Raw genomic sequence first — 24,401 nt, 5'->3', positions numbered from 1 at the left:
GCTCGCGGACAACACTCAATGCACTGTGTTCTTTCGCGCCGCTCCTCCTCCGCCCGACCTCGCAGGCTCGGTCGACCGGCATCGTCGCGGACGCGGTGAGAAGGAAGGGCGGGAGCAAGCTCCCGCCCTTCCTTCTCAATGCACGGTGTTCTTTCGCCTCCTAGCTGTGCTGCGCGGCCTCGACCTTGCGCAGGCGGGCGACGAGCGTCTTGAGCAGGGCCGCGGCGATGTCGCCGTCGCCCCGGACCAGCGGCATGAACGCCATGGGGGAGAGGGCGAAGGTCTCGACGCCGTCCGGGCCGGCGGTGATCGTTGCCGATCGCGGGGCGCCGTCGATCATCGACAGCTCGCCGACGTAGTCACCGACACCGATCTGACCGCGCTCCTCGCCGCCGATGACGACGCTCGCGGAACCCTGGAGCACGACGCGCAGGCCGCTGTCCTTCGCACCTTCGGTGATCACGTTGGACCCCGGACCGCTGCGGAAGTTGGACCCGCTCTCGGCGATCTGCGCGATCGCGGCCGGACTGAGCCCGGCGAACAGGTCGATGCCCGCGAGGATCTGCTTCAACTGGGCACTTGCCATGGAATGAACCCCTTGAAATGAACCGTGAAATGAATATGCACACCCGTGCGGTAACCGAGCCAACGTAGCAGCGCAGCGCGGGCTTCGCCGGTGAGATTCGCCGACCGTGATCTTTCCGGAATTCGTCGGTGGTCCGGGGTAGGTTCGCAACGTGAGGACGTGTGCTCGGTGTGGTGCGGAGCTGGCCGCCGGGGCGCGGTTCTGCTCCTCGTGCGGGGCTGCGGCGGCGCAGGGTGCGCTCCAGGCTCCGGTGCGCAAGCACGTGGTCATCCTGTTCTGCGACATCGTCGGCTCGACGACGCTGGGGGAGTTCGCCGACCCGGAGGCGCTGCGGGAGCGGCTGGGCCGCTATTTCCAGGCTGTCTCGCAGGTCATCTGGCAGCACGGCGGAACCGTCGAGAAGTTCATCGGCGATGCGGTCATGGCGGTCTTCGGTGTTCCGAGTTCCCGTGAGGACGACGCGATCCGGGCGGTCCGGTCCGCGAGCGCCATACACGAGGCGGTTGCGGGATTGTCCGCCCACGACGGGCCCGGCAAGGAGCTGCACGTCCGCATCGGCGTCAACTCCGGCGAGGTCTTCGTCGCGCACCAGCCGGACGGGCAGTTCTCGGTGACCGGTGACGCCGTCAACACCGCGCAGCGGCTGGAAGCCGCGGCGGGCACCGACCAGACGTATGTCGGCGACACCGTCGCCGAGCTCGTCCGGGGCGAGATCGTGCTCGACGAGGTCGGCGAGATCCTGCACAAGGGACGCACCGTGCCACAGCGGGTCTTCCAGGTCGCCGCCGACCAGAACCGCGAGCTCGCCGTCCGCGAGCCGGCATTCGTCGGCCGCGAGGTCGAACTCGCCGACCTCGCGACCCTCGCCGACCGATCGGCCGCGCGCAAGCAGGGTTGGCTGCTGACCTACGTCGGTGACGCCGGCATCGGGAAATCACGACTCGTCCGGCAGTTCGTCACCGAGCGCCGCGACCGCCTGCGCGTGGTGGCCGGCGGCTGCGACGCGATGAGCACCGGCGCGTTCGCGCCGCTCGCCGGCTGGCTGAGCAACCTCGCCGACGACTGGCAGGCGTATGTCGGAGAGTTGCTCGCCGACGACGCGACGCCGGTGCTGCAACGGCTGCGTTCGGCGGTGGGTATGTCGGACGCGCAGACCTCGACCGAGGACGTCGTCTGGGCAGTGCACGCCATTCTCGCGGCGATGTGCGAGACCTCGCCGGTCGCATCGGTGTGGGACGACCTGCACTGGGCGACCGCTGCTCAACTGGACTTCATCGGCCGGCTCGCGGCGTCCAGCCGGACGCTGCCGGTGCTCACGATCTGCCTGGCCCGGCCGGAGCTCTTCGATGTCGACCCCGACTGGGGCGGCGGCCGCAAGGCACGGGTCGAGGACGTCGAGCCGCTGGACTACAACGAGATGCTGGCCGTGGCCGCCGAGCGGATCGCATTGCAGGCCGGCGACGTCGCCATCACGGCCGAGGACCTTGTCGACCGCGCCGACGGCAACCCGCAGGTCGTGCAGCTCCTCGCCCAGTCGGCAGCCGCGGGCGGCGCCCTCCCGGCCTCGGTCACCCAGCTCTACGAGGCCGCGCTCGACCGGCTGAGTCCCGACGAGCGCGCGATGGTGGAGGCTGCTGCCGTTTACGGCCGGCGGTTCCCTGCCGCGCCGGTGGGTGCGGTCGCCGAGGTGTCCGACCCGGTCGCGGTGCTCGACCGGCTGCGCGAGCGCAACGTCCTCGAGGTCGCGGGCGACCGCGACTACCGCTTCGCCCAGACCGTCTTCATGCAGACCGCCTACCGCACCATGTCCAAACGCACTCGCATCACACGACATTCGGCGCTGGCCGACTGGGTTGCCGAGCACCGCGACGCGCTGCACACCGACACGGTCGCGCTCATCGCGTCGCACCGCAAGCGCGCGTTCGACCTGCTGGAGGAGATCGAGGGCTCCCCGGCCGAGCGCACCGCGCTGCGGGGTATGGCGGTCGATGCCGCCCTGGAGTCGTTGCTGGCGATGCAACTGCGCGGCGATCCGGGTCTGCCCGATGCCGTCGAGCGGCTGCTCGACGTCGCACCCACCGGAGATGTCCGGCATTTCGAAGCCGCACACGCTGCGTGGTTCCTGCGCAACAGGGTCGAGCCCGAGCGCTGGCTCGGCTGGCTGGACCGTCTTGACGTGGAGCTGGCCGACGACCGGACGTGGCAGATCATTCGTCGGGCACCCCGCACCCTCGCGGGGGCGCGCGGCGGTGACGTGAGCCTGGAGCAGACTCGTGCCGAGACGCTGCAGATGCTGGAGCAGCTCGGCGACGACGAGGACGTGACCCCGCTCGCCGTCGACATCGTCTCGAACCTGCTGGCGCAGGCCGAAGCGGATCTCGGCAATTTCGGGGCGTGCCACCGGATCTGCCTCGCCGGCATCGCCCGCGCGCAGCGAGGCGGCCGGGTCTACATAGAGCGGATGTGGCGCAGCTTCGACATACAGGCCGCCTATATCGGAGTCACTCCGTTGCCCGAGGTGATCGCCGATGCGCGGACCTTGCAGGACATGGTGTCCGGTCAACGACAGTTGTGGTGCACCACGTCCTCCGTGCTTGCGGGGGCGCTGGCGGGCGTCGGCGATCTCGACGGGGCACGGTCGCAGTGGGCGGCGGTGGAAGCCGCACATGCCGATGAGACCCCGGCAGAGCGCGCTTTCCACCTGCAGCACTACCCGCCGTTGTTGCTCGCGGAGGGGCGCCCCCGGGACTCCGCGCACTACGCGGCGGAGCTGGCCGCCGCCGCCTCGATGCCAAGCTTCGTCGCGAGCCTGCTCGGCACCGCCGCGCGGGACGCTATCTTCGCCGGTGATCTCGCATTCGCCGTGGAATGTTGTCGGCGGCTGGTCATGGTCGAGCTGCCTTCCACCCTCGCGTTCCTCGAGGACGTCAACTCCGCGTTCATGATCGCCGTGCAGTGCGCGCTGCGCGGTGACCGCGTCGGCGCATTCCGTCAGATCGAGCTCAACGCTCGCATCGAGCGCCCCGAGGAGAGCCCGCTCGACGCGGCATTCATGCACACGATGACTGCGATCGTCGAGCGCCTGCTCGGTGACGAGGATGGTGCGGCCACGGCCGCCGACCGGGCACGAGCAGCATTGACGGAGAAGGGCGCGACCGCTCTGGTGTCGCAGGTCGACAGGTGGGTGGGCAATGCAGAGCAGCTGCGTTCTGTCGCAGCGTGATCAGGGGAAGGGGGCCACGTGACAACGTGTGCTCGGTGTGGGGCGGAACTGCCCGGGGAGGCCCGCTTCTGCCTGTCGTGCGGCGCCGCGGTGGCGCAGGGAGGCTTGCAGGCTCCGGTGCGCAAGCACGTAGTGATCCTGTTCTGCGACATCGTGGGGTCGACGACGCTCGGGGAGGCGGCTGACCCGGAATCGTTGCGGGAGAGGCTTGCTCGTTACTTCGACGTGGTGTCGAAGGCGATCTGGGAGCAGGGCGGCACGGTCGAGAAGTTCATCGGGGACGCCGTCATGGCGGTCTTCGGTGTCCCGAGCACTCTGGAGGACGACGCGGCCCGAGCGGTGCGTGCCGCGAGCGGCATACACGAGGCGGTTGCCGGGTTGTCCGCGCAGTTCGAGCAGGAGATCGGCGTCGGGTTGCATGTCCGGATCGGCGTCAACTCCGGGGAGGTGTTCGTCACCCATCAGCCCGATGGGCAGTTCTCGGTCACCGGGGACGCGGTCAACGCGGCGCAGCGCCTCGAGGCGGCGGCGGGCACGGACGAGACGTATGTCGGCGACACCGTCGCCGAGCTGGTCTCGGGCGACATCGTGCTCGACGACGTCGGCGAAATCCTGCACAAGGGCAAAACCGTTCCGCAGCAAGTGTTTCGGGTCGCGGCCGACCAGGGTCGCGAGCTCGCGGTGCGCGAGCCGGAGTTCGTCGGTCGGGCCGGCGAGCTGGCCGACCTGACCGCGCTCGCCGATCGTTCCGACGCGCGCAAGGAGGGCTGGTTGCTCACGTATGTCGGCGACGCCGGCATCGGCAAGTCGCGTTTGATCCGTCACTTCGCGGCGGGCCGCGGCGACCGGCTGCGGGTCGTGGCCGGCGGTTGCGATGCGATGAACACCGGTGCGTTCGCACCGCTTTCGAGCTGGCTCGGCAGTCTTGAGGGCGATTGGGAGGCGTATGTCGGGCAGTTGCTCGGTGACGAGTCTGCGGCGGTGCTGCAGCGCCTTCGGTCCGCGGTCGGTCGCTCCGACGCGCAGACCTCGGTCGAGGACGTCGTGTGGGCCGTGCAGGAGGTGCTCGCCGCCTTGTGCGAGACCGCACCGGTGCTGTCGGTGTGGGACGACCTGCACTGGGCGACGCCCGCGCAGCTGGACTTCATCGGCCGCACGGCGGAGGCGAGCCGCGGGCTGCCGGTGCTGACGACCTGCCTGGGTCGCCCCGAGCTCTTCGACGTCGATGCGCGCTGGGGCGGTGGCCGCAAGTCGCGCGTCGAGGACGTCGTGCCGCTGGACGACGAGGACCTGCTTGCCATCGCGGTGGAGGCGATCTCGTTGCAGGCCAAGGAGATTGAGGTCAGCGCCGACGATCTTGTCACCCGGGCCGACGGCAACCCGCAGGTCGTGCAGTTGCTTGCCCAATCGGCTGCGGCCGGTGAGGGTCTGCCGGCGTCGGTGACCCAGCTCTACGAGGCGGCACTGGATCGGCTGACCGCCGACGAACGCTCGCTGGTCGAGGTCGCGGCCGTCTACGGGCGGCGTTTCCCGATCGCGCCCGTGGCGGAGACCGCCGAGCTGTCCGACCCGGCGCCGGTCGTGGCACGGCTGCGGGCGCGGAATGTGCTCGAGGTGGCCGGCGACGGCGACTACCGCTTCGCACAAGCGGTGTTTCTGCAGACCACCTATCGCACCATGCCGAAACGCACTCGCATCACTCGGCATTCGGCGCTCGCCGACTGGATCGGGGCGCATCGGGACGACATCTCCACCGACCCGGTCGCACTCGTCGCCTCGCACCGCCGGCGTGCGTACGAGTTGCTGCAGGAGATCGACGGTGCGGTGGCGGAGCGGCAAGCGCTGCAGGAACGGGCAGCGCAGTCGGCGTTGGAGATGTTGCGTGCGCAAGAACTTCGAGGCGACCCGGCCATGCCGGCCTCGATCGACGTTGTCCTCAGCCTCCTGGCACTGGGCGACGTCCGCCATTTCGAGGTCACCTACGCGGTGGCCCTGGCACGTAACGCCGGCACCGCGGAGCAGCAATGGGAGGCGTGGCTCGACCTTCTTGATACGGCGATGGCACAGGATCCGACCTGGCAGGTCGTGCGCCTCGCGCCACGCCACCTCGTCGAGATACGCAGGGGCGGACTCACGCTCGCGGCGGCGCGCGACGAGGCCGTGGAAATGGTGCGTCGATTGCGGGACATCGACGGGGTCGATGCCTACGCGGCCGACCTCGCGGCGATCTACCTCGCGCAGGTCGAGGCCGATCTCGGCAACCTGGGTGCCTGTCACGAGTTGTGTGTCGTTCAGGCAGGGATCGCCGGCGACGGTGCGCGATCGATCGTCGAGCGGGTGTGGCTCAACTTCGACCTGCAGATCTCCTATGGCGGCAACACGCCGTTGCCGGAGGTGATCGCAACCGCGCAACGACTCCAGGCGTCGGTCGCAGGGCATCGTGGGCTGTGGGGTACCACGACCGCTGTGTTGGCGGCGGCGCTCGCGAGCAGCGGACGGTTCGAGGAGGCACGGCGGCAGTGGGAACAGCACAGTCGAGCGCTCGATGGTGTGGACCGGCGCGAGACGCTCTACGACCTGCAGCACTACCAGCGGACCCTGGCCGCTGAGGGAAAGCTTGCTGCGGCCGCGGAATTCGCGGTGCAGCTCAGTCGGCGAGCGGATGACGCGATGTTCGTCTCATTCGCAACCTCGCTTCTCGGTGCGGCCGCCCGGTGGGCGCTGTTCGACGGTGACGCGCAGGCTGCTCGCGCCCACGTCGACGACGCGTTGGCAGTCGATCTGCCGAAGACGTTGGACTGGCATCGCGCCGACGTGCAGGCCTTCACCGTCGCGATCGAGCACGCCCACGCAGGCAACCGGGCGGCTGCCTTCGAACAGATCGAGATCGGATCACGCGTCGACCGCCCAGAGGAGAGCCTGGACACCGCCGGGATCGTCCACACCGTCACCGCCATCGTGGAGCACCTTTTGGGCGACGAAACAGCCTCTCGGGCGGCCGCTGTTGCGGCCAAGGACGCCTTCGACCGGAAGGGAGCGGTGGCCCTGCGCGACCAGGTCGACACGTGGGTGGGCAACGCCGACAAGCTGCGGTGCTGAAGCGTCGTTCGGCATACCGGGTGTCTGGAAGAATGACCCATCGTGATCACTTGTTGGCGTTGCGGATTCGAGTCGCCGGTCGGGACGAAGTTCTGTCCCAACTGCGGCGCGGCGCTCGCGCAGGGCGGTCTGCAGGCGCCGGTGCGCAAGCACGTGGTGATCCTCTTCGTCGACATCGTCGGATCCACCAGCCTCGGTGAGTCGCTCGATCCCGAGGCGTTGCGGGCGAGCCTGGCCCGTTACTTCGACGCGGTCTCCCGTGTCGTCTGGAAGTACGGCGGCACCGTCGAGAAGTTCATCGGTGACGCGGTCATGGCGATCTTCGGGGTCCCGGCCACCCGCGAGGACGACGCGCTACGCGCCGTGTCGGCCGCCACCGACATACACCTGGCGATGCGGGAGCTGTCCAAGCGGATGCAGGCCCGCCTCGGCCAGCGGCTGCGGGTGCGGGTCGGCATCAACTCCGGTGAGGTCTTCGTGACCCACCAGCCGGACGGGCAGTTCTCGGTGACCGGTGACGCGGTCAACGTTGCCGCGCGGCTGGAGGCAGCGGCCGGCCCCGACGAGACGTATGTCGGTGACACCGTCGCGGCCCTGGTCGGCGCGGAGGTGTCGCTGGACTTCGTCGGACCCATCACGCACCGCGGCAAGACCGAGCCGCAGGACGTCTACAAGGTGGCCGACCGCGACCACCGCTCCGGGGACATCCGGCGTACGCCGTTCGTCGGCCGCGAGGTCGAGCTGCGCGACCTGGGCGCCATCGCGGATCGGTCACGGCGGCTCGGGCAGGGCTGGTTCGTGACGTATGTCGGTGAACCCGGCATCGGCAAGAACCGCATGGTCGCCCACCTGCTCGAAGAACGCGACGGCCTGCGTGTCCTGCGCGGCACGGCACAACCGCTGGGCACCGACGGCAACTACGGTCCGCTCAACAAGCTGTTGTCGAGCATCGGCGAGGACTGGGCCGAGACCGTCACCAAGATGTTCGACGAGCGCACCGCCACCGCGATCATCCGCCGGCTGGAGTCGGCGACCGCGCGCTCGGAGGAGAGCACCTCGACCGACGACATCGTGTGGGCGGTCCGCAAGGTGCTGTCCCGGCTCGCGCTCGGCGGCCCGATCGCGGTGTGGTGGAAGGACATTCACTGGGCGAGCGAGCCGATGCTCGACCTCATCGAACAGCTCGTCGAGCCCCTGCTGACCTATCCGGTGGTGACCATCTGCACCACCCGGCCCGAGCTCTTCGAGCGCCGGCCGATGTGGGGCGGCGGACAACAGTCGCGCGTCGAGCCGGTCGACCCGCTGAGCGCTGACGAGCTGCGCGAGATGGCAGCCGAGCGCATGCCCGAACTCGAAACAGTCGCAGCCGAATCCGGCCGGTCGGTCGAGGTCACCCTCGACGCACTGATCCGCCGCAGTGACGGCAACCCGCAGGTCTTCGAGGTGCTCGTCGACTCGATGTGCGACGGCGAGGAGCTGCCGGTCTCGGTGCACACCCTCTTCGAGGCGACGCTGGACCGCCTGACCCCGATGGAACGCGCCTTCTGCGAGGTCGGCTCGATCCTCGGCCGCGAGTTCTACGCCGAAGCCGTCGGGCCGGTGCGCACCGCGCACCCCGACCCGGACGACGACGGCAACGATGTCGCCCACCGGCTGCGCCAGCTGAACATCCTGGAGCTGGGCGACCAGGACAACTCAGGCTTCACCCGCTATCAGTTCGCGCAGTCGATGCTGATGGAGACGGCCTACCGCACGCAGGCACGGCAGGTCCGCTCCGAGCGGCACCTGCGCGCAGCCGATTGGATCACCGCCCACGCCGAGGAGCTGCAGGGCTCCCAGCGGCGCGCCATCGCCGAGCACGTGCGCCAGGCGTATGCCGAGATCTCCGTCGTGTCGTCCGACACCGCACTCATCGAAAGCGTGCGGGACCGGGCGGCACAGGCATCATTCGACGCTGCCGAAGAACTCGACCTGCGCGGCGAACCCGGTGCCCGCGCGGCATACCTCGACCTCGTCCCGTTGTATGCCGACGGCGATACGCGACTGCACGACGTCGCGCACCGCGCGTTCATGCGCTCCGATCACATGAACTTCCACCAGGTGGAGGAGGTCGTGCAGCGGTTCGACAAGAAGCTCGATGAGGCACCGGCCTGGCTGGTGCACCGCGAGGGCATGCTGCTGGCCGGGCGGCTGCAGACCGCCGCGACCCTTCCGTTGGAGGGAATCGCCGTAGCCACCGAACTCGTCGGCGCAGCAACGGGTTTCGACATACCGTCGGTTTCCCTCGACGTCGGCTGGGCGCGGGTGATCGCCTACGGCCTGGCCGGTCGTATGACGGAGGGGCTCGGCGAGGTCAGCCGTCTCACCGCGCTTGCGGAGCAGCTCGAGGACCGTCCGGTGCGGCGGCGGCTGACGTCCGCGCGGGTCGAATACGGCATGTGGAGCGACGAGTCGGTGAGCCTGGTCCTGGAGGATGTCGACCAGGCCATCGCAGCCGGCGCGGCGCAGCACGACCGCGTCCTGAGCCTGCTGCCGCTGCGCGTGTGGCTGCGCGCCATGCAGGGCGACCGTGCCGGGGCGACCGCCGACTGGGAGCGGGTCGAGGAGCTGTCCAGCGGCCCGGACTACCTGGCTCGCGAGACCGACCGGTGGGCGATGGCGCTCTACAGCTTCGGCGATGCCGCGGCTGCGGCCGATGCGCTGCAGCAAGCGCTGCCGCACGTCGCCCCGATCGCGCAACTCGACAACAGCATGTGGATCACGCGGATGCTGCTGCGCACCGGTGATCTGGATGCCGCACTCGAGGCGTTCGACGGCGATCCGGAGTCCCCGACCCTCGAGGACGACGGCTACGCGCCCGGGCTGCGCGAGTCGGTTGCCGCCCAGTTGCTCGCGGCGACCGGCAACACCGAGCTGGCGCTGTCGCGCGTGCGACAGGCCCGGGAGGCCACTGCGGGTATGTCGATGCCGATCACGCTCGCCGAGCAGGCGGTGGACGAGGCGGTCGCATTGCTGCTGGTGGGGGACACGTCCGGAGCCGAAGCTGCCGCCGAACGTGCCCGAAAAGCGTACCGACGCAAGGGAACTCAGATCATGGCCGACCACGTCGACGACTGGTTGAGTGCCGCCGAGAAACTACGTCCCTGAGGTGGCCGAGGAGGGCGGAGGAGCAGGCGGGGAGCGCGTCTCGAGGTCCCGACAAGAGAGGATGACTGACATGCGCACCGAAACTCACCGATTCCACACGGGCTCAACGGAAGTCGTGCTCGACATCACCCGCGACTGCGAGCAGTTCGCCGCCGCCGGTCCGGACGGCCTGCTGCACATCTTCGTGCCACATGCGACGGCCGGCATCGCGGTCATCGAGACCGGAGCCGGCAGTGATGACGACCTGCTGGCGGCTCTCGGCGACCTGTTGCCCGCTGACGACCGGTGGCGACACGCACACGGCAGCCGCGGTCACGGCCGGTCGCACGTGATGCCGGCGATCGTCCCGCCATACGCCACGGTGCCGGTGATCGGCGGCGAGCTGGCGCTGGGCACCTGGCAGAGCATCTGCCTGGTCGACCTCAATGTCGACAATCCGGACCGATCCGTCCGCTTCTCGCTGATCCCCGGTTGACCGACGGCGTCCGACAACCCCGCGCGGTTGCGTGAAAAGATGCCAGGCGTGACGGCAACTCTCCTGGACGGCAAGGCCACCCTCGCGACCATCAAGAACGAGCTGCGCGCCCGCGTCGCGGCGCTCGCCGAGCGCGGGGTCGTGCCCGGGCTCGGCACGGTGCTGATCGGCGACGACCCCGCCTCGCAGTGGTATGTCGGCGCCAAGCACAAGGACTGCGCGAGCATCGGGATCACCTCGATCCGTCGCGACCTGCCCGCGTCGGCCACCCAGGCCGAGGCCGAGGCGGTCGTCGACGAGCTCAACGCCGACCCGGCGTGCACCGGATTCCTGGTGCAGCAGCCGACCGGTCTCGACGAATTCGCATTGCTGTCAAGGGTTTCGCCCGACAAGGATGTCGACGGACTGCATCCGGTCAACCTCGGCAAGCTGGTGCTCGGGGAGACCGGCCCGCTGCCGTGCACTCCGATCGGGGTCATCGAGCTGCTGCGCCGGTATGACGTGAACCTGAACGGCGCCGAGGTGGTCGTGGTCGGTCGTGGCCTGACCGTGGGTCGTCCGCTCGGCTTGCTGCTCACCCGGCGGTCGGAGAATTCGACGACCACGTTGTGCCACACCGGAACCCGTGACCTGGCCGCGCACACGCGATCCGCTGACGTCATCATCGCCGCTGCCGGCGTGCCGGGGCTGATCACCGCAGACATGGTCAAGCCGGGCGCGGCGGTTCTCGACGTCGGCGTTTCCCGGGTGGACGGCAAGATCGCCGGCGACATCGACCCCGAGGTTGCTTCCGTCGCCGGTCATCTGACGCCCAACCCCGGCGGCGTCGGACCGATGACCCGCGCGATGCTGCTGACCAACGTCGTGGCCGCGGCCGAGCGGCAGGCGCAGCTCGCGGAGCACGCGTGAACAAATTCCGGCTCGGACCACTGTGGTGGTTCGTGATCCTCGGCAGCATCATCGCGCTCATCGTGCTGTCGACCGGACCGGTCCGCGGGGGCGGTTACCTGCTGGCGGCGGTGCTGGCCATCGCGGGCCTGGGCCGGATGGCGCTGCCGGAGAGCGTGGTCGGCGCCCTCGTCATACGCTCGCGGGCTGTGGACGGTGCCGCGTTCCTGCTCCTCGCGCTGCTCGTCGGCGTCATTTTCAGCATCGTGAAGCTCACCCCGCTCGCCGGCTGATCCGCCGCCGAGGCGCCGCGTGCATAACCGGCAACGGTTGCTGGAAAGTTGCGTGTTTCTGCGCGTTCGGCGTGCCTTTCTGACAACGGTTGCCGAAAGCTGCGGTGTTTGAGCGGGGTCGGCATACCTTTCTGGCAACGGTTGCTGGAAGGCTCACCCGAAGTGCCGCTGCCACCCGTCCTGGATGCGGATCCGAGGCCCGTCGGCCGCGACGATCTTGTCGGTGATGCGGACCAGGACGCGCAGCGGCTCGCCATACATCGCGGTCGATGTGATGACCACAGTTTTCCAGCCCAATGCCTCCAACTCCTCCTGCCGGAGGATGTCCTTGTCCCGCTGGCGGCGCTCGAAGTGGTGACTTCCGTCGAACTCGACGGCGACCTTCCACTCGGGATACGCGAGGTCGATCTCGCGCCATTTGCTCGTGCGGTTGTCCGTGACCACATGGTTGATCTCCGGCTCCGGCAGCCCACCGCTGACGATGAGCAGGCGCAGACGGCTTTTGTTCGGCGATCGGACGTTGGAGCGGACCATCGCGGCAACTTCCCGAGCGAGCTGAGCACCGTGCGCGGACTTGTCCGCGACGAACTGGCGGAGGTACACCGGGCTGCACGGGGCGTTGCGGACGAGCGAGTCACCAAAGACCAGCAGGTCTATGAATTCCAGGGGCCTTGCCATGTCGAGGAACGTCTGACCGGGCGTTGTCGCGAGCACACCCTGGTGCATCACCAGATCCGGGTCATTCTTGTAGAAGCGCAAGCAGATGCCCCGCAGATTGCTCTTGTGCCGGACGCGGGTGCCGAAGTGCAGGTCGGATGCCGCCGGTGTGATGCCGCCGTAGAGCCGTCCGGCGCTGTGCTCGTTGACGAAGTGGGCGCTCGGCACCGCTCGTAGGCCGAACTTCAGCAGCTGGAGGTATGGCGGCCTGGCACCGACTCGTGCGTAACCGCCTCGGAAGAGCTGCCGGTAGTCATCGCCGGCGAGGTCGCGCCTGCAGAGACCGGCGGCAAACCCCTCTTGGGTGGTGAACAGGTCGGGCAACGAGCTCGTACTCATTCGGTAGATCGGCTCGGGGGAGGTCATGCGTCACGATGGCAGCGGAACTGAGCGCTCCGCAGAAGTTATCCACAGGGGGCTGACCAGCGGGGCCGGTTGCGCGTGCTTTTCTGGCAACGGTCGCTGGAAAGTTGCGTGTTCTGGCGGGTTGCGCGTGTTTTTCCGGCAACGGTTGCTGGAAAGTGTCGCGCGGGACGAGCGGCTGAGACCTCCCGACATACGAAAGCGGGCGCCGGTCGAGTGACCGGCGCCCGCTTCGCTTGTCAGCGATCGAACCTCAGATGAGGCCGAGCTCCTTGACGGTGTCGCGCTCGCCCTCGAGCTCCTTGACGGAGGCGTCGATGCGGCTGCGGGAGAAGTCGTCGATCTCCAGGCCCTGGACGATGCTCCACTTGCCGTCGGCGACGGTCACCGGGAACGAGCTGATGATGCCCTCGGCGACGCCATAGGAACCGTCGGACGGAACCGACATCGACACCCAGCCGCCGTTCGTGCCCAGCTGCCAGTCACGGGCGTGGTCGATGGTCGCTGAGGCTGCCGAAGCAGCCGACGACGCGCCACGTGCCTCGATGATCGCGGCGCCGCGCTTGGCGACGGTCGGGATGTAGGTGTTCTCGATCCAGTCCTGGTCGCCGATGGCCTCGGCTGCGGACTTGCCACCGACCTGGGCGTGGAACAGGTCGGGGTACTGGGTCGCGGAGTGGTTGCCCCAGATCGACATCTGAGTGATCTCAGTGGTTTTCACGCCCAGCTTGGCGGCCAGCTGCGCGAGGGCGCGGTTGTGGTCCAGACGGGTGAGAGCGGTGAAGCGCTCGTTCGGGATGTCAGGGGCGTTGCTCATCGCGATGAGCGCGTTGGTGTTGGCGGGGTTGCCGGTGACGGTCACCTTGATGTCGTCAGCCGCGACCTTGTTGAGCGCCTTGCCCTGCGGGCCGAAGATGCCGCCGTTGTCCTTGAGCAGGTCGCCGCGCTCCATGCCCGGGCCGCGCGGCTTCGCGCCGACGAGCAGGGCGTGGTTGACGCCGTCGAAGACCTTCTCGGCGTCGTCGCCGATCTCGACACCGGCCAGCAGCGGGAAGGCGCTGTCGTCCAGCTCCATGACGACGCCCTCGAGCGCCTTGAGCGCCGGAGTGACCTCCAGCAGACGGAGTTCGACCGGGGTGTCCGGGCCGAAGAGGTCACCTGCGGCGATGCGGAAAAGCAGGCTGTAACCGATGTTGCCGGCGGCGCCGGTAACGGCGACCTTGACGGGCGAAGCGCTCACGAGAACTCCTGATAGGGCGAGAATGATCTTTCCCGTATGACGCTAGCAGCGCCCACGACAGGCCTGGCACCGAGGTCTTGTCGCCCCCCGGCTAGCCTGGTATGGCGCGACAGCGCCACGACCACCCGGCCCACAGCACGCCGGCAACACCCCAGCAAGGAGCCCCAGCAGGTCATGGAGAAGATCAAGGTCACGAACCCGATCGTCGAACTCGACGGTGACGAGATGACACGCATCATCTGGCAGTTCATCAAGGACCGGCTGATCCACCCCTACCTCGATGTCGACCTGAAGTACTTCGACCTCGGGATCGAGAGCCGCGACGCCACCGACGACCAGATCACGATCGACGCGGCCAACGCGATCAAGGAGCACGGGGTCGGCGTCAAGTGCGCGACCATCACTCCGGACGAGGCGCGTGTCGAGGAGTTCGGCCTGAAGGAGATGTGGAAGAGCCCCAACGGCACGATCCGCAACATCCTCGGCGGCGTGATCTTCCGTGAGCCGATCATCATCTCCAACGTGCCGCGCCTGGTGCCGGGCTGGACCAAGCCGATCATCATCGGCCGTCACGCGCACGCCGACCAGTACAAAGCTCAGAACTTCAAGGTGCCCGGCGCCGGCAAGGTGACCATCACCTACACGCCGGCCGACGGCGGCGAGCCCGAGGTCCACGAGGTCGCGGAGTACGGCGACGACGGTGGCGTCGCCATGGGTATGTACAACTACAACAAGTCGATCGAGGACTTCGCCCGCGCATCCCTCAACTACGCGTTGCAGCGCAAGGTGCCCTGCTACCTCTCGACCAAGAACACCATCCTCAAGGCGTATGACGGCCAGTTCAAGGACATCTTCGCCCGCATCTACGAGGAAGAGTTCAAGGAGCAGTACGACGCCGTGGGCATCACCTACGAGCACCGGCTGATCGACGACATGGTCGCGGCCTCGCTGAAGTGGGAGGGCGGCTACCTGTGGGCGTGCAAGAACTACGACGGTGACGTCCAGTCCGACACCGTCGCACAGGGATTCGGCTCGCTCGGCCTGATGACCTCGGTGCTGATGACCCCCGACGGCAAGACCGTCGAAGCCGAGGCCGCTCACGGCACGGTGACCCGGCACTACCGCCAGCACCAGCAGGGCAAGGCGACCTCGACCAACCCGATCGCGTCGATCTTCGCCTGGACCCGGGGCATCGCCCACCGCGGCAAGATCGACGAGACCCCCGAGGTCACCCAGTTCGCCGAGACGCTCGAGCGCGTCTGCATCGAGACCGTCGAGGGCGGCAAGATGACCAAGGACCTCGCGCTGCTGGTCGGCCCGGACCAGGGCTACCTGACCACCGAGGAGTTCCTCGCCGCGATCGACGAGAACCTGCAGAAGGCCATGGCCTGAGTCGACGCGGGTCGTTCGCCGACGACCTCCGGCAATACGAAGCGGCGCCTGTCACGAATTCGTTCGTGGCAGGCGCCGCTTCGTGTCGGTCGTCTCCCCGTGCGGACTGTCCTCACGACGGCGCGCCTCTTCGACATACTTGGGGCATGACCGACAAGCGTGAGGTCCGCAGCTGGCTGACCGACATGGACGGCGTCCTGGTGCACGAGGAGCGTGCCATACCGGGTGCGGCGGAATTCCTCGGCCGGCTGCAGGCGCTCGGCCTGCGGTTCCTGGTCCTCACCAACAACTCGATCTACACGCCGCGCGACCTGCGGGCGCGCCTGCACGCGTCCGGGATCGACATCCCGGAGCAGGCGATCTGGACCTCCGCCATGGCCACCGCACAGTTCCTCGACGACCAACGGCCCAACGGCTCGGCGTATGTCGTCGGGGAGTCCGGCCTGACGACGGCGCTGCACGACGTCGGCTACATCATGACCTCCCGCGAGCCCGACTACGTCGTGCTTGGGGAGACGCGCACCTACTCGTTCGAGGCGATCACCCGCGCCATCCGGCTGGTCGCCGGTGGCGCACGCTTCATCGCCACCAATCCCGACCCGAGCGGCCCGTCGGCCGATGGCCTGCTGCCGGCGACGGGTGCGATCGCTGCGCTCATCACCCGCGCGACCGGTGTCGAGCCCTACTACGTCGGCAAGCCGAATCCGTTGATGATGCGCAGCGCGCTCAACCGGATCGAGGCGCATTCCGAGACGACGGTCATGATCGGCGACCGCATGGACACCGACGTCGTCAGCGGCCTGGAGGCGGGCCTGCGCACGATCCTGGTCCTCACCGGTTCGACGAAGCCCGAACAGGTCGCCCGGCACCCGTTCGTGCCGACCCGGGTCGTCGACTCCATCGCGGACGTCGTACCGCTCGTCGACGAGTTCGTCCCGCAGGACTGACGCGCCACCTCTCGGTGGCCCCTGACGCGTCACCGCGCCCCCTGACGTGTTACCGGCACGCCGGGAGCGCCATCCGTGGGACCGCTGTGTTCGGAGTGAAGCCAAGGCGCCACAGGACAGTCGTTCAGCCTCATGGGTCACGCTCTACGTGTCATTCTCCTTCGTGATCTCCGCGTGATTCCCTTGTTTCGCGCATACGCATCGTCTGACGTCTGACCAGTACGACTGTCTTGCAGGAATTTTATTTCGTGCAATTTAATCTGAATACGTAGTACCAGCCCCTAAGTGTGCTTTACGCTCTCTTTACCTTCATAAGACGAAGGCTTTACACCTAGGGGAGGGGCTAATGCCTCATGTCTTCTTGCCCCACGAACTGACCGCGGATCCGCCCGTCCCGCCGTTGATGCCGCGGCCGGTGGCCGTGCCGGCGGCACACCGGGTTGGTCGAGAACAGCACGTCGCGCCACGAATCGCGATAGCGCACGATTACCTGACGCAGATGGGTGGCGCCGAGCGAGTCGTGCTCTCGCTCGCGCGGGCTTTCCCGACTGCTCCGATCTACACGACGCTCTATGATCCCGGCTCGACCTTTCCCGAGTTCCGTCAGATGGATGTCCGGGCCTCGCCGCTCGATCGGGTCGCACCACTGCGCAAGCACTATCGCGCGGCCCTGCCGCTCCTGCCGTTCGCCGCGCGATCGATGCGCATCGATGCGGACATCGTCATTGCGTCCTCATCCGGCTGGGCGCACGGCTTCAGCACGGACGCGAAGAGGCTGGTCTACTGCCACACGCCCGCACGGTGGCTCTATGTGACGGACGACTTCCTCGGTGACCGGCCCAGCCCGATCGCTGCGGGGGCGCTGCGGATGTTGAGCCCGGCCCTGCGTCGCTGGGATCGGCGAGCCGCCGGGCGGGCCGATCGCTACCTCGCCAACTCCGCGGTCGCCCAGGGGCGGGTCCGCGATTGCTACGGCATCGACGCGACGGTGCTGGCTCCGCCATACCGGGTTGACGTCAAGGGCGACAGGGTGCAGCCCGAGGCGTTGCGTCGTCGCGGCTGGAGCGACTTCCACCTCGTGGTGTCCCGGCTGCTGCCCTACAAGCACGTCGACCAGGTGCTCGCCGCGTGGCGCAACCTTCCGAGCGAGCACCTGGTCGTCGTCGGCACCGGTCCATTGGCGGACGAGTTGCGTCGGCAGGCGCCGCCGAATGCCGTGATGCTCGACGGTGTCCCGGACGCCGAGCTGCGGTGGCTCTACGCGAACGCAACCGCGCTGATCGGCGCGAGCCACGAGGATTTCGGGCTCACCGTGATCGAGGCGGCCGCCTTCGGGACGCCGACGCTCGCCCTGCGGGCCGGCGGTTATCTCGAGTCGATCGTCGAGGGCCGAACCGGGTACTTCTTCGAGGAATCGGTGGCGGCGGACATTGCGAATGCCGTGCTGCGACACCGTGATCAGCCCTTGTCCCGCCTGCGGGTGAGTGACCACGCGGCGCGGTTCAGCGAGGCGAGTTTCATCGAGCAGATCCGGGCTGCGGTCGCCGAGCTGGCCGCATCTGGGTGTCGCCCGGCGGCGCGCGCCCGGTCCGGCGCCTAGCGTCGAACCCCACACGAAGCCGCCCCCGGTGACTCACCGGGGGCGGCCTCGTGTTGCGAATCGGTCGGGGCCTCAGCCCGCCGGTGTGGTGGACGTCGGCGCGGACGTGCTGCGGGGCGCCGTGCTGGACGGGGCCGGCGCGCTCGACGTGCTCGAAGCCGATGAACGGCTCGTCGTCGAGCTGGCGGACGAAGTGCTCGATGACGAGGAAGTGGTCGCCGTTGCCGGCTTCGCCGCCGCTGAGCCGGGGGGAAGGCAGTCGCCCGCGCTGTTGCTGCTGCAGTCCTGGACGGGCGCAGGTATGGCGGGGGTGCTCCATGTCTTGTTCGTGCCGGCCGCGTCGTAGCTGTAGAGGAAGGTGAGTGAGTGTGCGCTGCTCGTGCTGTTGAACAGCCGGTAGGCGTTGTCGCACGAGCCGACCGGAATCACGATCGGGAAGGCCGGACCGGTGAGGTTCTTACCGCTGTTGTTCTGCACTTCCCAGACGTAGAGGTTCCCGTCGGAGGGTGTGGGGCAACCATTGGCGAGGTTGACGCAGATCTGCAGGTAGTAGCCCCACGACTGGTTCGTCGACTGGCCCGGGCACTTGCAACTCGCGCCGCCGAAGCTGAAGGTCGGGACGCACGGCACCGACGCCGCCGCCTTCGGTGCGGCGCCCAGGGCCACGACGGCCGGCACCGCCCAGGCCGCGCCTTTCGCCACAGACCGGCGGGACACCCCGTGCGGCTGGTTGTTCTCCATGATGCCCCCCATGTGAGCTGTGGATAAGTACGTAAAAGGACGCCAAAGGTCGTCATGGACGCGCCATGATCACAAGGCACATGACAAGACGGACGACTCTGACGGACCGAGTATGCCAGTTACTGCCGTTCCGCGGATCCCTTTACCAGATTTTGGATGGTTTTGGCGGAGGGAGCAATGGGTGATGGTGACTGCTGCTGGGATTCAGGGTTTCTCAGGCACCGTATTGAGAACCCGCGAGAACTGCTCGGCGCGCTGTTCCCAGGTCGGAATAGGTGTGCTTTCACGGGTGCTTGACACCCGACTCGCCAGGACCCTTTCGAGTGCTGCCGGGAAGGCGGATGCCGCGGCGATGACGCAGTCCGGCAACTCACGGAAACCGGCAACCGGAGTGCTTACGGTCGGTCGGCCGGAGGCGGCATACTCGTACGCCTTGATCGGATCCAGGCTCTCGGTGAACGGTGTGACCAGGTGTGGCACCACCAGCACGTCGGCATGCTGCAGGTATGCCGGGACCGCGTGCGACGGTCGTGCGCCGAGGCGTATGACGCCGGACGCGTCCAGGCGCGCACGCTCGGCATCGTCGAGCGCATCCGGCCCGACTAGCACGAGGCGGACGCCCCGCGCCCGGAGTGACTCGGCGGTGGTGCAGCACAGGCCGACGTCGAGCCGGTCGCTGTGCAGCGTCCCGACATACAGGGCGAGGGGGCCGGAGGGCAGGTCTGCGGGCCGTGGTTGCGCCGAGCGGAAGAGATCGATGTCGACCGCATTGGGGATCAACGTGACGGGCCTCGCGCGTGACTTGGACCGCTGGAGCGCAGGCGAACACACGACGACCTCGGCGCAGCGTTCGAGCAGGCTGCTCTCCCAGGACCGCAGCCGGTTCAGTTCCGCTTCCGGTCGCGTGGCCAGCAGCCAGTCGTCGGTGATGTCGTAGACCGCCGGCCAGGCGACCCGATCCAGCAGCACGGCACCGCGTGGATCATTGACCCACAGCAACGGGGAGTCCAGACCGATCCGTTGCGCGGTGGTCCGCACGGAGTCGGCCCAGCGGTCGTCCTGCCGTCGATCGAGCCGGCGGGGCAGTAGTTTCGTCCCCTCGAGAACCGTGACGCCGGCCTGGCCGCCGAGCGGTCGCAGCCCTCGCCCGATGCGCGGGCGGTGCCGGCGCAGCAGTGCGTGCAACGGGTCCACCGAAGGTTCGACATACAGGACGTCACCGATGATGCCCTTCGCGCGCAAGCGGGTGAGGAGGTGCTGGTTGCGTCGCCACACCTCGTCCCAGCGTTCCAGCGAGATGAACACGACCTGTCGTGCCGTCACAGCACGCTCCGGTAGACCTGCGAGGTCCGCTCGACCTGGGCCTCGATGGTGAATCGCTCACGCTGCGCGTTGTGCAGCTCGTGTCCCAGCCGATCACGCAGTGCGGGGTCGTTCGCCAGCTCGGTCAGCACTCGGGCGCCGGCGGCCACGTCACCGGGCGCGAAAAGTGTTCTCGGCGTTACCGATCCAACGGTCTCAAGATGACCGCCGGATGAGCTCGCGACGACCGGCAGGCCACTGGCCATCGCTTCGACGACGCTGAGCCCGTAGGCCTCGGCGGGGCAGGGTGCGATGAGAACGGACGCGGATCGCATCAGTTCGCGGGCATCCGGGACGTGCCCGAGCAGGTTGGTTCGGTCCGCGATGCCGAGGTGCCGGACGCGTGCCTCGATGTCGGCGCGCAATGCGCCGTCCCCCGCGATCAGCAGTCGCCAGCCGGTATCGAGCAGACCCGACCCGGCCACGATCTCGACCGCGTCGGCAGTGGCCTTCTCCGGCTCGAGTCGCTGCGCGATCAGGATCGTGCGGTCGCGATCGGATGCGGGCACCAGATCCTGCATCGGCACCCCGGCGTGGATCACGGTGCACGGTCCGTCGACGAACGATGCCGCGTAGCAGCTCACCGCGGTCTCGGCCGCCACCACCCGCGAGACGGTATGCCGCAGGATCCGCCGGCGCAGTGGGGTGGCACCTCTCGGCTGTGGCGTATGGCGCGTCGCGACCACCGGGGTGTGTGAAAGACGCGTGGCGAGGTATGCCGCGACGTCGGCCGCGGTCAGGTGCGAATGGATCACGTCGGGGCGAACGTGTCGCAACGCGCGTACGAGGTCCCATGGTGCCCGCGCGGGAGCGAATCGCACTGCGTGCGCTGCCAATTCGGGCGCCATACGCACCGGATCGCCACCGAACACCGTCACCTGCAGACCTGCATCGGCCTGGGCACAGGCGAGCGTTCGTACGTGTGCCTCGACGCCGGCAAAGCGGTCCGATGCCGTGACGTGGACGACCGAGATCGTCATACGGGCAGGGCCTCGTGATGGGTAGTGCGCTCGGCGACCACATCGCGTGTCTCCTCGTGCTCGTGCTCGTGCGCGCCGAGGGCGGTGCCGGCGATGAGCAGTGGGAGAGAAGCGGTGACCGACAGCCAGAAGATGTCGAGCTGGCCCTGGACCGCGCGGTCGACGAGCACTGCGAGAGCGAGCGTGCCGTAGCTGGATTTCAGGCGGGAGGTCACCACGAGCGAGCCGATGAGCAAGAGGAGGAAAGCGGCCAGACCGAGCAGGCCGGTGGTGCTCAGCACTTCGAGCTCGGCATTGGGCGGCTGGAAGTTGACGGCGAAACGGTCGGAGTACCACCAGCGTTGGCCCGCGCCGAAGAGTGGGTCGTGGCGCCATACATCGAGGGCGTCGCCGAACCACTGCAGGCGAACGTGCGCGGAGTTGTGGCTGTTGTCCGACTTCAACTGCTCCCGCAGGGTCAGCGCTGAGACGATGACAGCGGGCACAGCGACCAGGGGTAGCAGTGCCGAGCGGCGCCGTTCGCCCCTGCGAACCATGGCGACCAGGATCGCGGCGGCGAGGCCGACGATCGCCTGCCGGGACTGCGTCATCGCGATCGCGACGCCGCAGAGCACGAGCAGCGGCGTCGCCCAGCGACCGAGCCGCATCCACGGCGGGTGGACCGCGCACACGACGGCGATGAAGCCGATGGTCGTGCCGAGGTAGTTCTTGCCGCCGCTGAAGAAGAATGACGGGTCGACCGGCGAGAACCTCCCGGTGGCGTAGCGCAGCAGTCCGTCGACCACGACGATTGCCGCGACGACCGCGGCGCAGGTCACCAGGATGAGCAGCGCGAGCCGGGCGAAGCCGCGACGGCCGATGGTCCACCCGACGATCAGCGAGCCCATCACCAGCACGAGTTCGTGGAACCACTCGATCACGTTGTCGCGGAACGGATTTGCCGCAACCGCAACCGCAAAGGCAGCCAGGTATGCCGCAGCCAGCCACAGCAGGCTGCGCAGTGTCGGGCTGAACGGGCGCGGTGCCAGGAGCAGCCCGGGCACGAGCGCCAGCGCGAGAGCCAGGTCGGCGAAAGTGACTCCGTTGGAGCCGATTCCGCTGGCACGTGCCGCGACGAGCATCGCCGGGAGAAGGGCCACCGGGATGAGGGCGGGCTCGACCGCGGACAGGCCGAGGAAGGCGGCCGCGGCGGCGATGAGCACGGCATACAGCGGGTGGTGCGGCAGGAGGTAGCCGACGGCGACCGCTGTGACCAGGACGAGAACGACGAGCGACACCACGCGCAGGTGACCGAGGAGCTCGTGCACGCGGTCCGTGGTCACGTGGTCGCCTCCCTACTCGATGCGCTCCGGCGACCGGGTGGCACGCAAGTGTTGGTCTCTGACAGTGCTGGGCCCCCGCAGGTAGCGAATCATGCGCGCACGCGCGTCGGCCCCCCTGTCATCTCGGAGTATGACAGATCTCAGGGCAGCGCCAGAGACGTTTGCGGCACGTGCCACGGCCCATCCGGCAGCGCCGAAATGCTTGCGGTGGAAGGTCTCCTGCGCCGCGTGGAAGTGCGCGTCGCGCACCGTGGTGTCGGTGCTCGTTGCGCCGCCCAGGTGGACCGCCGCGACCTCGGGCACGACCGTATGACGCCACCCCAGCATGGCTGCCCGCTTGGCCCAGTCGGTCTCCTCGGCATACAGGAAGAAGCGCTCGTCGAAGCCTCCGACCTGGGCGAGGGCCTCGGCGCGCAGCAGCAGCACCGAGCCGATCACGTATTCGTCGGGCGGCGGGTGGAGCCGGTCGAGACCGAGTGCCTCCCGCCATACGCGGGCGGGGCTGGGCAGCGGCCAGCCGACCCGCGCCGGGCGACATGTCCCGTCGACCTGCGCCGGGCCGACGGATGCCAGGTCGGGTGCGGCGAGCAGGTGGTGTTGCAGGCGGTCGATGTCGGCATCGGTGATGACCGCGTCCGGGTTCAGCAGCAGGACGTCGCTGCCCGGGCCGGGGCGCTGCGCCAGGCCGATGTTCACCCCGGCGCCGAAGCCGCCGTTGTGTCCGGCGTCGAGGTAGCGCACTCCCGCCGCAGCACAGACGGCCGCCACATCGGCCCGAGAACTGTTGTCCACCACCAGAACTCGGTCGGGTCGCAACGGGGCGAGGCAGCGTGCGAGGTCGTCGGGGGCGCCATACGCGACAACGATGATGTGGATGGGGCGCGGTGTCGGCAACGGTGTGTGGGTGACGGTCCGATAGAGCTCGGTGAACTGTGCGCCGATCGCACGCCAGTCGTACCGAACCGCTCGCTGCAGCCCGGCGGCGCGCAACGTCGCGCGGCCCGGACCGGCGGCCTCGCGCAGCGCCGACGACAGTGCGGCGACATCGCCCTCGGGTACGACGAGACCGGCGTCGCCGACCACCTCCGGGAGTGCCCCGGAATCGCTCGAGACGACCGGTGTGCCGCACGCCATCGCCTCGACCGCCACCCGCCCGAACTGCTCCACCCAGCTCGCGGTGGTCAGCGAGGGCACCGCGAGCACGTCGATCCGGCGATAGAAGGCGGCCAGGTCGTCGCTGCCGAGCGCGCCGAGCAGCTGGACGCGTTCGCGCAGTCCGCGCTCGGTGATCGCCGCGCGCAGCTCGTCCTCGGCCGGCCCCGCGCCCGCGACATACAGCGTGAGCTCGGGTGCAGCGGCGACGGCATCGAGCAGGACGAAGACGCCCTTGCGGCGCTCGAGGCGACCGGCGAAGCCGACCGTCACCGACGGGGACGCTTCGGTGATGGTCGCGCCCGGGTGGAAGACGGCGTGCTCGACGCCGAGTCCGATCGTGACCGGCCTGCCGGGGAACCCCTTGCCCGAGCAGATGCGGCCGGCCGCGTCGTTGCACACCTGCAGTCCGGCGGCATGGCGCAGGGCGAGGCGCTCGAGCCAGCGGAACGGAGGGGGATAGCGCTTCTGGAGGTTCTGCGCCGAATACAGCGTGTATGGCGCTCGCTGCCGGGCGAGCTTGCGCAGCAACAGGATCTGCGCGGTTGCGAGTGCGAAGGGCTCCTCGTGGATGTCCAGGACATCCATCTCGGAGCGCAACGCGCGCCACAAGGGGAGCGGGTCGTACAGGAACAGCGCGGGGTGCGTGCCGAAGGTCCGCACCGGTATGACGGGCTCGCCGGGTAGTGGACTGAGGTCGAGCGCCCGACCGGCTTCGTTCCACCGTCGCGCCGCGAGCAGTCGCACGTCGACGCCCGATTCGCGAATGGACTGCTCCCGTTGCCGCCACGATCGGACGACCGCGGAGTGGGAGATACGTAATGAGCGCATCCGGATCCACTCCTTCGCAACTGGGGGACAAGCAGGATATCCG

17 protein-coding genes are annotated in these 24,401 nt (G+C 68.5%); 9 read left to right on the top strand and 8 right to left on the bottom strand.

Annotation, left to right across the window (positions count from 1 at the left end; genetic code table 11):
- Positions 1-160: 160 nt before the first annotated feature.
- A complete protein-coding gene (locus VG502_RS14240) occupies positions 161-586 on the bottom strand; it encodes a cyclic nucleotide-binding domain-containing protein (protein ID WP_325550724.1) in 426 nt (141 codons plus the stop codon).
- Between the two features lie 151 nt (positions 587-737).
- Here VG502_RS14240 and VG502_RS14235 point away from each other — a divergent pair, with 151 nt between their 5' ends.
- The 6 genes from VG502_RS14235 to VG502_RS14210 all read left to right on the top strand — a co-directional run bounded on the left by VG502_RS14235 (position 738) and on the right by VG502_RS14210 (position 11,711).
- On the top strand, positions 738-3,809 hold the full coding sequence (locus VG502_RS14235) for an adenylate/guanylate cyclase domain-containing protein (protein ID WP_325550723.1): 3,072 nt from the start codon (positions 738-740) through the stop codon (positions 3,807-3,809).
- Positions 3,810-3,827: 18 nt separating this feature from the next.
- Positions 3,828-6,908 (top strand): adenylate/guanylate cyclase domain-containing protein, encoded by a 3,081-nt coding sequence (locus VG502_RS14230; RefSeq protein ID WP_325550722.1) that lies wholly within the window; start codon positions 3,828-3,830, stop codon positions 6,906-6,908.
- A gap of 42 nt (positions 6,909-6,950) precedes the next feature.
- Positions 6,951-10,055, top strand: a complete 3,105-nt coding sequence (locus VG502_RS14225) for an adenylate/guanylate cyclase domain-containing protein (RefSeq protein ID WP_325550721.1) — start codon at positions 6,951-6,953, stop codon at positions 10,053-10,055.
- Between the two features lie 70 nt (positions 10,056-10,125).
- A complete protein-coding gene (locus VG502_RS14220; protein ID WP_325550720.1) occupies positions 10,126-10,530 on the top strand; it encodes a YjbQ family protein in 405 nt (134 codons plus the stop codon).
- A 48-nt stretch (positions 10,531-10,578) separates the two neighbouring features.
- On the top strand, positions 10,579-11,439 hold the full coding sequence (locus VG502_RS14215; protein WP_325550719.1) for a bifunctional methylenetetrahydrofolate dehydrogenase/methenyltetrahydrofolate cyclohydrolase: 861 nt from the start codon (positions 10,579-10,581) through the stop codon (positions 11,437-11,439).
- A complete protein-coding gene (locus tag VG502_RS14210) occupies positions 11,436-11,711 on the top strand; it encodes a DUF3017 domain-containing protein (RefSeq protein ID WP_325550718.1) in 276 nt (91 codons plus the stop codon). The genes VG502_RS14215 and VG502_RS14210 overlap by 4 nt, the downstream gene beginning before the upstream one ends.
- Positions 11,712-11,864: 153 nt before the next feature.
- On the opposite strand, the gene VG502_RS14205 is transcribed toward VG502_RS14210, so the two are convergent.
- Both VG502_RS14205 and VG502_RS14200 read right to left on the bottom strand, forming a co-directional pair.
- Complete coding sequence (locus VG502_RS14205; protein ID WP_325550717.1) at positions 11,865-12,794, bottom strand: endonuclease domain-containing protein; 930 nt, start codon at positions 12,792-12,794, stop codon at positions 11,865-11,867.
- Positions 12,795-13,044: 250 nt separating this feature from the next.
- A complete protein-coding gene (locus VG502_RS14200) occupies positions 13,045-14,031 on the bottom strand; it encodes a malate dehydrogenase (protein WP_325550716.1) in 987 nt (328 codons plus the stop codon).
- Positions 14,032-14,205: 174 nt separating this feature from the next.
- Between VG502_RS14200 and VG502_RS14195 the strand changes: the two genes are divergently transcribed.
- The 3 genes from VG502_RS14195 (at position 14,206) to VG502_RS14185 (ending at position 17,970) form a co-directional block, all read left to right on the top strand.
- On the top strand, positions 14,206-15,423 hold the full coding sequence (locus tag VG502_RS14195) for an NADP-dependent isocitrate dehydrogenase (RefSeq protein WP_325550715.1): 1,218 nt from the start codon (positions 14,206-14,208) through the stop codon (positions 15,421-15,423).
- 146 nt (positions 15,424-15,569) lie between these two features.
- Positions 15,570-16,370, top strand: a complete 801-nt coding sequence (locus VG502_RS14190) for an HAD-IIA family hydrolase (protein ID WP_325550714.1) — start codon at positions 15,570-15,572, stop codon at positions 16,368-16,370.
- Between the two features lie 346 nt (positions 16,371-16,716).
- Complete coding sequence (locus tag VG502_RS14185) at positions 16,717-17,970, top strand: glycosyltransferase (RefSeq protein WP_325550713.1); 1,254 nt, start codon at positions 16,717-16,719, stop codon at positions 17,968-17,970.
- A 72-nt stretch (positions 17,971-18,042) separates the two neighbouring features.
- Here the strand turns inward: VG502_RS14185 and VG502_RS14180 are convergent, their stop codons facing one another.
- The 5 genes from VG502_RS14180 to VG502_RS14160 form a co-directional block, all read right to left on the bottom strand.
- Positions 18,043-18,723, bottom strand: a complete 681-nt coding sequence (locus tag VG502_RS14180; protein WP_325550712.1) for a hypothetical protein — start codon at positions 18,721-18,723, stop codon at positions 18,043-18,045.
- A 192-nt stretch (positions 18,724-18,915) separates the two neighbouring features.
- Positions 18,916-20,034 (bottom strand): glycosyltransferase, encoded by a 1,119-nt coding sequence (locus VG502_RS14175; protein WP_325550711.1) that lies wholly within the window; start codon positions 20,032-20,034, stop codon positions 18,916-18,918.
- Positions 20,031-21,053, bottom strand: coding sequence for a glycosyltransferase family 4 protein (locus VG502_RS14170; protein WP_325550710.1), 1,023 nt, complete (start codon positions 21,051-21,053; stop codon positions 20,031-20,033). The genes VG502_RS14175 and VG502_RS14170 overlap by 4 nt, the downstream gene beginning before the upstream one ends.
- On the bottom strand, positions 21,050-22,375 hold the full coding sequence (locus VG502_RS14165) for an O-antigen ligase family protein (protein WP_325550709.1): 1,326 nt from the start codon (positions 22,373-22,375) through the stop codon (positions 21,050-21,052). The genes VG502_RS14170 and VG502_RS14165 overlap by 4 nt, the downstream gene beginning before the upstream one ends.
- Before the next feature lie 12 nt (positions 22,376-22,387).
- On the bottom strand, positions 22,388-24,358 hold the full coding sequence (locus tag VG502_RS14160) for a glycosyltransferase (RefSeq protein WP_325550708.1): 1,971 nt from the start codon (positions 24,356-24,358) through the stop codon (positions 22,388-22,390).
- Between the last annotated feature and the right edge of the window lie 43 nt (positions 24,359-24,401).

This window comes from Flexivirga sp., from assembly GCF_035551235.1.
In the GTDB taxonomy this organism is placed as follows: Bacteria; Actinomycetota; Actinomycetes; order Actinomycetales; family Dermatophilaceae; genus Flexivirga.
The sequence above is the reverse complement of the archived record's forward strand: the minus strand, read 5'-3'. Positions and strand labels throughout refer to the sequence as shown.

Bases quoted from the DNA above. Each gene is read 5' to 3' on its own strand.
- VG502_RS14240 (WP_325550724.1), bottom strand. From the start codon at position 586: ATGGCAAGTGCCCAGTTGAAGCAGATCCTCGCGGGCATCGACCTGTTC.
- VG502_RS14220 (WP_325550720.1), top strand. From the start codon at position 10,126: ATGCGCACCGAAACTCACCGATTCCACACGGGCTCAACGGAAGTCGTG.
- VG502_RS14205 (WP_325550717.1), bottom strand. From the start codon at position 12,794: ATGACCTCCCCCGAGCCGATCTACCGAATGAGTACGAGCTCGTTGCCC.
- VG502_RS14195 (WP_325550715.1), top strand. From the start codon at position 14,206: ATGGAGAAGATCAAGGTCACGAACCCGATCGTCGAACTCGACGGTGAC.
- VG502_RS14190 (WP_325550714.1), top strand. From the start codon at position 15,570: ATGACCGACAAGCGTGAGGTCCGCAGCTGGCTGACCGACATGGACGGC.
- VG502_RS14185 (WP_325550713.1), top strand. From the start codon at position 16,717: ATGCCTCATGTCTTCTTGCCCCACGAACTGACCGCGGATCCGCCCGTC.
- VG502_RS14180 (WP_325550712.1), bottom strand. From the start codon at position 18,723: ATGGGGGGCATCATGGAGAACAACCAGCCGCACGGGGTGTCCCGCCGG.
- VG502_RS14170 (WP_325550710.1), bottom strand. From the start codon at position 21,053: ATGACGATCTCGGTCGTCCACGTCACGGCATCGGACCGCTTTGCCGGC.
- VG502_RS14160 (WP_325550708.1), bottom strand. From the start codon at position 24,358: ATGCGCTCATTACGTATCTCCCACTCCGCGGTCGTCCGATCGTGGCGG.